The organism is Streptomyces sp. E11-3, from assembly GCF_046540415.1.
Taxonomy (GTDB): domain Bacteria; phylum Actinomycetota; class Actinomycetes; order Streptomycetales; family Streptomycetaceae; genus Streptomyces.
The window spans coordinates 2924128-2930828 of sequence record NZ_JAZGRL010000001.1; the positions used below are offsets into that span (position 1 = coordinate 2924128).

The 6701-nt window shown below is 69.4% G+C and carries 4 protein-coding genes and 1 riboswitch; of the genes, 2 read left to right on the top strand and 2 right to left on the bottom strand.

Annotated features, from left to right (window positions below; all coding sequences use genetic code 11):
- The first annotated feature begins 69 nt into the window (after nucleotides 1–69).
- Nucleotides 70–1659, top strand: a complete 1590-nt coding sequence (locus U9R90_RS13170; protein WP_411056631.1) for a peptidoglycan DD-metalloendopeptidase family protein — start codon at nucleotides 70–72, stop codon at nucleotides 1657–1659.
- 144 nt (nucleotides 1660–1803) lie between these two features.
- On the opposite strand, the gene pcrA is transcribed toward U9R90_RS13170, so the two are convergent.
- A complete protein-coding gene (pcrA, locus tag U9R90_RS13175; RefSeq protein ID WP_411056632.1) occupies nucleotides 1804–4299 on the bottom strand; it encodes a DNA helicase PcrA in 2496 nt (831 codons plus the stop codon).
- A 218-nt stretch (nucleotides 4300–4517) separates the two neighbouring features.
- A riboswitch (cyclic di-AMP (ydaO/yuaA leader) is annotated at nucleotides 4518–4709 on the top strand.
- Nucleotides 4710–4715: 6 nt separating this feature from the next.
- On the opposite strand from pcrA, the gene U9R90_RS13180 reads away from it, so the two are divergent.
- Entirely contained in the window at nucleotides 4716–5999 is a 1284-nt protein-coding gene (locus U9R90_RS13180; RefSeq protein ID WP_411056633.1) for an NlpC/P60 family protein, read from the top strand.
- Between the two features lie 67 nt (nucleotides 6000–6066).
- Here U9R90_RS13180 and U9R90_RS13185 read toward each other — a convergent pair whose 3' ends face one another.
- Nucleotides 6067–6420, bottom strand: a complete 354-nt coding sequence (locus U9R90_RS13185; RefSeq protein WP_411056634.1) for a hypothetical protein — start codon at nucleotides 6418–6420, stop codon at nucleotides 6067–6069.
- Nucleotides 6421–6701: the final 281 nt, after the last annotated feature.

A 6701-nucleotide genomic window follows, 5' to 3' on the forward strand; every position in this document is an offset into this window, starting at 1 on the left:
CTGTCGCGTACCGCCGGGTACAGTCACCGCACTGCTCTGCCCCCCGCTGTCGAGGCGAAAGAGAAGTTGGTGAACGATCAGCACGGCTATGCCGCCGGATACGGTGGCAACGCAACCGGTGCCTTCGACGCCACCAGCTTCGCCACCGATCCCCTGTTCGGCGCCATGCCCGGCGCGGGCGGGGACGCTTCCGGCGCATACGCCACCACCACGTACGACCCCAACACGTACGACCCCAGCGCGTACGCGTCCGGCGCGTACGACTCCGGGCAGAGTGGCCAGTGGGACAGCACCGCGTGGACGACCGGCGCGCATGACACGCTGGGCACCGGCGCGCACACCACGGTCAGCTACGACCCGTACGCCGCACAGGCCACCACCCCACACGAGACCGGCAGTTACGACACGACGGCCATCTGGGCCACCGCCGGCTACCAGCAGCTAGCCGACATCCCGACCCAGCCGGGACCGCAGTCCACCGAGCAGTGGGACGCCACCGGCCAGTGGCAGCAGTCGACGCAGGTGTACGGGCAGCACCCGCAGACATACGACTCCGGTGCCTACGACGCCACCGCCTGGAACTCCGACGGCTCCACCACCTCGGCGTATGGCAGCTACGAGGGGTACGACTCCGCCACCACGTCGACGTTCGAGCAGGCGGCACCCTACGAGCAGCCGACGTACGAGCAGCCGTCCACTGAAGCGGAGTTCAGCGCGGCGGAACTCGCCGGGACCGCCGAGCCCGACCACGGCGACAGCGACCACGGCGACAGCGGCTACGACGACACGAACCACGACGACGGTTACGACGCGTACGGCGAGGACGCGTACGGCGAGGGCGACCACGACGCCGCCGACGCGACCCCGGAGCCGTATACCCCGGCCGCCGCCCGCCCCCGCACCCGCAGCGCCAACCGCACCCGCCGCCGCGCCCCCGCCAAGCGCTCCGCGCTGCTCACCGTGGCCGTGCCCTCCGTCTGCGCGCTCGGCGTCGCGGGGATCGCCGCCGCCTCGGTGAACACCGGCCTCGGCGACAGCAAGGGCGACACCAAGACCCAGGCCGCGCCCGATCCGGCCACCCCCACGGTCGAACCGGCACAGGTCAACAGCCAGCTCGACACCCAGCTGGCCAACCTCTCCGCCGAAGCCGACGACTTCGCCGGCCGGGCGAGCCGCACCCAAGAACGTATCGACCTCAAGGAACGCCAAGAGGCCGAGCGGAAGCGCAAGATCGAGGAAGCGGAACGCAAGGAGCGACTGCGCCCCAAGTTCGCCGCGCCCGTGGCACGCAAGGGGCTCAGCGCGCGCTACGGCCAGGCCGGGATCAACTGGATGTCCGTGCACAGCGGCATCGACTTCCCCGTCTCATACGGCACTCCCGTGATGGCCGCGACCGACGGCACCGTGCGCACCCAGTGGAACAGCGCCTACGGCAACATGGCGATCGTGACCGCGCCGGACGGCACCGAGACCTGGTACTGCCACCTCTCCAGCACGAAGATCCGCAGCGGCACGGTCAAGGCCGGGGACGTCATCGCCTACGCCGGTAACTCGGGCAACTCCACCGGCCCGCACCTGCACTTCGAGGTTCGCCCCGGCGGCGGCTCGGCGATCGACCCGCTGGCGTGGCTCATGAGCCACGGCATCAACCCCACCTGAGCCCCGGCAGCAATCATCCCGGCCTGAGACCCACCTGAGCCACAGCATCACCCTGGCCTGAGCTCCGCCTGAGCCCCAGCACCACCCCCACCCTGAAACCCGACCGGAAGCCAAGGCCCCGGCCGGGCCGAGCAGCCACTCCCCCTACAACTTCTCCACCGGCGCATACCGCAGCAGCAGCACCTTCGGCTTCGGATCGCCGAAGTCGATGCTCGCCCGGGCCTGATCGCCCGCGCCTTCCACCGCCACCACGGTCCCCAGGCCGAACTGGTCGTGTGTGACCCGGTCCCCGACCGCCAGCGACACCACCGGCTTGTCCCCCGCCCGGCGCGTCGCGAACCCCGAAGGCCCGCCGCGCGCACGCGACGAGGACAGCGAGGACGTCAGCGACGACACCGCACCCGACCCACCCCTGCCGGACTTGGCCGTCGGCGCCGGAACCGAGGGCCCGGTCCGCTTCCACTGCAGATGCTGGTCCGGGATCTCCTCCAGGAAACGGGACGGCGGGTTGTACGAGGGCTGCCCCCAGGCGCTGCGCATCGTCGAGCGCGTCAGATACAGCCGCTCGCGCGCCCGCGTGATGCCCACATACGCCAGCCGCCGCTCCTCCTCCAGCTCCTTGACCTGCCCCAGTGCGCGCATATGCGGGAAGACGCCGTCCTCCATGCCGGTCAGGAACACCACAGGGAACTCAAGGCCCTTGGCGGTGTGCAGCGTCATCAGCGTGATGACACCCGAGCCGTCGTCCTCCTCGTCCGGGATCTGATCGGAGTCGGCGACCAGGGCGACCCGTTCCAGGAACTCCGCCAGCGTCCCCGAAGAAGCCGCGGCCTCCCCTTCACCCTGGGCGGTGGTCGTCTCCTGCTCGAACTCCAGGGCCACCGCGGCCAGTTCCTGGAGGTTCTCGATACGGGTCTCGTCCTGCGGGTCGGTGGAGGACTGCAACTCGGCGAGATAGCCGGTCCGCTCCAGTACGGCCTCCAGGACCGTGGCGGGTCCCGCGCCGGACTCGGCGATCGTACGGAGTTCCTCCATCAGCGTGTTGAACCGCTTGACGGCGTTCGCCGAGCGGGCCGCCATGCCGTACGCCTCGTCGACTCGCCGCAGCGCCTGCGAGAAGCTGACCTTCTCGCGCTGCGCCAACGCGTCGATCATGGCCTCCGCGCGGTCGCCGATGCCGCGCTTGGGTACGTTGAGGATGCGGCGCAGCGGTACGGAGTCCTCCGGGTTGGACAGCACCCGCAGATAGGCCAGGACGTCCCGGACCTCCTTGCGCTCGTAGAAGCGCACCCCGCCGACGACCTTGTACTGCAGCCCGACGCGGATGAAGATCTCTTCGAAGACACGGGACTGCGCGTTCGTCCGGTAGAAGATCGCGACGTCACCGGCCTTGGCCTCGCCCGCGTCCGTGAGCCGGTCGATCTCCTCGGCGACGAACTGCGCCTCGTCGTGCTCGGTGTCGGCGACATAGCCGGTGATCTGCGCGCCGGCCCCGGCGTTGGTCCACAGGTTCTTCGGGCGGCGGCTTTCGTTCCGCTCGATGACGGCGTTGGCCGCGGTCAGGATCGTCTGGGTGGAGCGGTAGTTCTGCTCCAGGAGGATCGTGGTCGCGTCCGGGTAGTCCTCCTCGAACTGGAGGATGTTGCGGATGGTGGCGCCACGGAAGGCGTAGATCGACTGGTCCGCGTCACCCACGACGCACAGCTCGCCCGGCTCCGGGTCGCCCTCGCCGCCGACCGGGCCGACCAGCTCGCGCACTAGGGCGTACTGGGCGTGGTTGGTGTCCTGGTACTCGTCGACCATGATGTGGCGGAAGCGGCGGCGGTAGTGCTCGGCGACGTCCGGGAACGCCTGCAGCAGATGCACCGTCGTCATGATCAGGTCGTCGAAGTCGAGGGCGTTCGCCTCACGCAGCCGCGACTGGTACATCGCGTAGGCCTGGGCGAGGGTCTTCTCGAACCCGTCCGCGGCCTGCCCGGCGAAGGTCTCCTCGTCGATCAGCTCGTTCTTCAGGTTCGAGATCTTGGCGCTGAAGGACTTGGGCGGGAAGCGCTTGGGGTCGAGGTCCAGGTCCCGGCAGACCAGCGCCATCAGCCGCTTGGAGTCGGCGGCGTCGTAGATCGAGAACGAGGAGGTGAAGCCGAGCCGCTTGGACTCGCGGCGCAGGATGCGGACGCAGGCGCTGTGGAAGGTCATCACCCACATCGCGGCCGCACGCGGCCCGACCAGGTCGGCGACGCGCTCCTTCATCTCCCCCGCGGCCTTGTTGGTGAAGGTGATCGCGAGGACCTGACCGGGGTGCACCCCGCGCTCGGCGAGCAGATAGGCGATGCGGTGGGTCAGTACCCGGGTCTTGCCCGACCCGGCTCCGGCGACGATGAGCAGCGGGGTGCCGGAGTGCACGACGGCGGCGCGCTGGTTGTCGTTCAGCCCGTCCAGCAGGGCAGCCGGGTCCACCGCGGGGCGCGGGGCGCCGTCGCGGTAAAACGCGTCCCGGTCCACGGGCGCGTCGAACCGGCCTCCGAAGAGGTCGTCCGGAACCTCTTCGGGTTCCGGAGCGTGCTCCTCGGGGGGCGGCGGAGGCTCCTCGCCCGAAGGCTTGAGGTCCGCCAGGAAGCTGTCGTCAAAGAGGCTGCTCATCGTCTACCGAGTCTAGGCGGCCGCACTGACACCCCGCCCCGGGTTCCCGTTCCGCGCTACCCCGCCCCGGTCACCAAGGGAGCACAAGCACTCACACAGCGCGAAAGTCACAGAAAAGTATCGGGCATATCGAACACCAACCTTCCCAGCCGCCTCGGCAGTTGGCTAGCGTGCTGGGCGGGCGGCCCGCATCCCCACCGGCGAACCACGCCGGGAACGGGCGGCCTCCGCCGAGTCCGGTGCGCCCCCCACAGGCAGCCGGAGCCGGGGACCCACGTGACCTTTGGGGTGAATCGGTCCCACGTACGAGCCCGTACCCACGTACGGGCGCGTCCGCGACCGTAGGGCAGCCTTCCGACACACCGCCCGAACCCGACAGCTAACCCGGTAGGCGGTCTATGGAAGGAGCGCCACCCTTGGCGTCGCACCGCAAGCCGCGCAACAGGTCCGGCCGCATACGGACCACAACCCAGGCCGTCGGCATCACCACGGCCGCCCTCACCTCCGTGGCTCTGCTGTCGCAGAACGCGTACGCCGCGCCTCCCTCGGCGCCTTCGGCTCCCGAACCGTCGCTCGAAGAGGTGCAGAAGAAGGTCGACGACCTCTACCAGCAGGCGGGTGTCGCCACCCAGAAGTACAACGCGGTCAAGGAGCGCACCGACAAGCAGCGCAAGCAGGTCGACAAGCTGCTCGACCAGGTCGCCAAGCGCACCGACAAGATGAACGACGCGCGGCAGGAACTCGGCACCATCGCGGCCGCCCAGTACCGCAACGGCGGGGTCTCCGACGCGGCGACGCTGATGCTCGCCGACGACCCGCAGAGCTACTTCGACCAGCGTCAGCTGATGAGCCGGTTGAGCGGCAAGCAGGAGAAGGCCCTCACGGACTACCAGGAGCTCCAGGCCGCGACCACCAAGAAGCGCGGCGAGGCGACGAAGAGCCTCAAGACGCTCACCGAGACCCAGAGCGAGCTGAAGACCACCAAGCGGGAGGTCCAGCGGAAGCTGTCCGAGGCGCGTGAGCTGCTGTCCACCCTGACGGCCGAGGAGAAGGCGCGGCTGGCGGCGCTGGAGAAGAAGCGCGAGGAAGAGGCCCGCAAGAAGGCGGAGGCGCAGGCCCGCGAGAAGGCGGCGGCCGAGGCGGAGCGCAAGCGCCTGGCGGAGGAGGCGGCCGCGAAGGAGAAGGCGCAGGAGGAGGCGCGGCAGGAGCAGGACTCCGGCACCGGCTCAGACGCCGACTCGGGCGGCGACACGTCGACGGGGGGCTCGACGGGCGGCTCCACCGAGCCCACTCCAGCCCCCTCCCCCTCTCCCGACACCTCGACCCCGGACGACTCGGACGACTCGTACGCCGCCAAGGCCGCGAAGGTGATCGCCTTCGCGGAGGCCCAGATCGGCAAGCCGTACGTCTGGGGCGCGCAGGGCCCGGACTCGTACGACTGCTCGGGCCTGACCCTGTCCGCGTGGAAGGCGGCCGGCGTCTCGCTGCCGCGTACCACCTGGGACCAGGTGAAGGTCGGAACTCAGGTGTCAGTCGACAACGCCAAGCCCGGTGACCTGGTCTTCTTCTACGACGACATCAGCCACGTCGGCATCTACATCGGCGACGGCAAAATGATCCACGCCCCGAAGCCGGGCACGAACGTCAGGACCGAGTCGATCTACTACATGCCGATCCACAGCGTGCGACGCGTGGCATAACCGCCCGGGGCGCGCTGCCCACGCAGGTCATCGGGCCTCAGGCCATCGGCCCCCGGGCCTCAAGCCCTCAGGTCCACAGGACGGCGATAAAGATATTCGCCGTGGTCAGCGCGCCCACCGCACCGAACATCGACTTGTCGATGCTCTCCTCGTCCCGCTTCACGTAGACGAGCGCCAGGATCACGATCAGCACCGCCATCTTGACGGCGATCTTGACGTTGTTGACCGCGTTGTCGTCGGCCTGGTTGAGGCCGACCAGCGCGACCCCGGTGACCAGCATGGTCAGCGCGCCGTGCAGCATCGCGGGCGTGAACCGCGCCGTGCCCTCGCCCATCGCCTTCATCTGCGTCAGGAAGCCGCCGAGCAGCGAAGCGATACCGATGATGTGCAGGCCGACGAAGACATTGATCAGTACGTCCATGCGGCGGAGCCTAGCCGGGGCCTTACCACCGGCCGCCCACCAGGTGGGCCACATCAGCCTCATCGGTCACCGGGACACACCAACACCCACCACACCCACGACCCGCACGGTCACATACGGTCGCTAAGTGGCCCAATAACACCACTTACGCACAACTCCCCACCCCCTCCCGTCCCCCAGGCTTAGCGTCCTTCCCCAGGTGACCGGCTCCCCACCGCCGCCCAGGCCGACCCGGACGGCAGTCGGACACCACCGCCGAAAGGTCCGGCGGGGGGCCCGCG